The organism is Methylomonas sp. Kb3, assembly GCF_002834115.1.
Taxonomy (GTDB): domain Bacteria; phylum Pseudomonadota; class Gammaproteobacteria; order Methylococcales; family Methylomonadaceae; genus Methylomonas; species Methylomonas defluvii.
Map to the genome: position 1 here is coordinate 1 of NZ_PIZT01000041.1, position 2167 is coordinate 2167.

The window sequence follows — 2167 nt, forward strand, 5'->3', positions numbered from 1 at the left end:
CGAAATGCCGCTGACGGTTAACGGCAAATTCGATAGAAAGCGCTTGCCGGCCCCGGACCTCGGCGAACAGCTCAGCAAACTATACGTCGCTCCACGCACCGAAACCGAAACCCTGTTGGCCGAAATTTGGCGGGAAGTGTTGGGCGTGGAAAAAGTCGGCGTCGAAGACGACTTTTTCGAACTGGGCGGACATTCGCTGTTGGCAACCCAACTGGTGTCGCGGGTGGCTAAATGCTTTGCAATCGATCTGCCGTTGCGAAGCGTGTTCGAGGCCGGCAACGTCGCTACGTTGGCGGAAAAAATCGACGTGTTGCTCTGGGCTACCCGGTCGGAAGCCATGGATGCCGGCTATTTAAACGAAACCGATTTCGAGGAAATTGAATTCTAATGTTGCACCAACTACTTGCCACGCTACGCGACTTGAACGTTAGGCTGTTCGTCGAAGACGGTAACTTAAAATGCAAGGCGCCGCCGGGGGCTCTTAACGATGAGCTTGCCCACCAAATCAAGGCGAAAAAAGCCGAATTGATAGCCGTGTTTAGCTCGTCCGCCACACAGCGTGCGCTTGTCGTTGCGTCAGGACAGCGCACCAGTCCCATCCCATTATCCTTCGCTCAGCAAAGGCTATGGTTTCTGGATCAACTGGAGCCAAAGAGTCCACTCTACAACATTCCGGTGGCTTTACGTTTGACCGGCCGTCTGGACCTTGCCGCCTTGAAGCAAAGTTTCAGCGAAATCGTCCGCCGCCACGAAGTATTGCGGACGATATTCGAGATGGGCGAGGACGGCGAGCCGGTGCAAAAGATATTGCCGAGTTTGGCGCTCGAGATCGAGCGTATGGATTTAACTTCTACCGGCCAGTCTTCCGTTTGGCAGGCATTGTGCCGTGACGAAGCCGCCAAGCCTTTCGATTTGCGCCGGGGGCCTTTGATTCGGGCCAGCTTTCTGATGCTGGCCGACAGCGGCGACAGTCAGGATGCCATCCTGATGCTGACCGTGCACCACATCGTCTCGGACGGCTGGTCTTCGGCGGTTTTGGTCAAAGAGTTTGCCGCGCTGTACCGGGCTTTTGCGTGGCATCAACCCTCGCCGTTGGCCGAATTGCCGATCCAATACGCCGATTTCGCCTGCTGGCAACGCCATTGGCTGAGCGGCGAGGAATTGGAAAGGCAAATAGGCTACTGGCGCGAGCGATTGGAAGGCGCGTCCAGCGTCTTGGAATTGCCGACCGACCGGCCAAGGCCGGCGCTGATGACTTATCGGGGTGCTCATTTCGGTTTCGAAATTCCGAAGGCATTGGCTTTGCAAGCCAGAGCCTTGGGTAAGCAACGTAACGTCAGCTTGTTCATGCTATTGCTTGCGGCATACCAGATGCTGTTGAGCCGCCATAGCGGTCAGACTGACCTCTGCGTCGGCACCCCGGTCGCCAACCGCAATCGCCAGGAAATCGAAGACTTGATCGGTTTCTTCGTCAACACCCTGGTGTTAATGCTATTGCTTGCGGCATACCAGATGCTGTTGAGCCGCCATAGCGGTCAGACTGACCTCTGCGTCGGCACCCCGGTCGCCAACCGCAATCGCCAGGAAATCGAAGACTTGATCGGTTTCTTCGTCAACACCCTGGTGTTGCGTAGCGACTTATCGGCCAATCCGACCTTTGCCGAGCTGTTAGAACGAATCAAAACGACGGTATTGGACGCGCAAAACCACCAGGATTTGCCGTTCGAAAAACTGGTCGAAGCTTTACAACCGGTGCGTGATCCTAGCCGCAGTCCGTTGTTCCAAGTCATGTTCGTACTGCAAAACCACGACAACTTGACTTTGAGCTTGCCGGACTTGGATATCGCCGTGCTCGAAGACGACAACCGAACGGCCAAGTTCGATCTGACCCTGCACGTCCAGGACTGGCCAGACGGCCGCCTGAGCGGCAGCTTTGAATACAACACCGATTTGTTCGACGCCGGGACGGTGGCAAGATTGGCTTGGCATTATTTGATACTGTTGCAAGCGGCGTTTGAGCGGCCGCAAACGCGGATTTCCGAATTGCCATTGCTGACCGAAGCCGAACGTCGGCAAGTTCTCCACGAGTGGAACGCCACCGAAGTGGCTTATCCCCAAGATCGCTGCATCCACCAGCTGTTCGAAGCCCAAGCCGAACAAACCCCCG

2 protein-coding genes are annotated in these 2167 nt (G+C 55.9%); both read left to right on the forward strand.

Annotation, left to right across the window (positions count from 1 at the left end):
- The coding region (locus CWO84_RS15050; protein ID WP_205800393.1) for a phosphopantetheine-binding protein at positions 1–388 on the forward strand (388 nt) is incomplete at its 5' end.
- Positions 388–2167, forward strand: a 1780-nt coding sequence (locus tag CWO84_RS15055; RefSeq protein WP_240618069.1) for a condensation domain-containing protein, incomplete at its 3' end; no start/stop codon positions are given. The genes CWO84_RS15050 and CWO84_RS15055, both read left to right, overlap by 1 nt.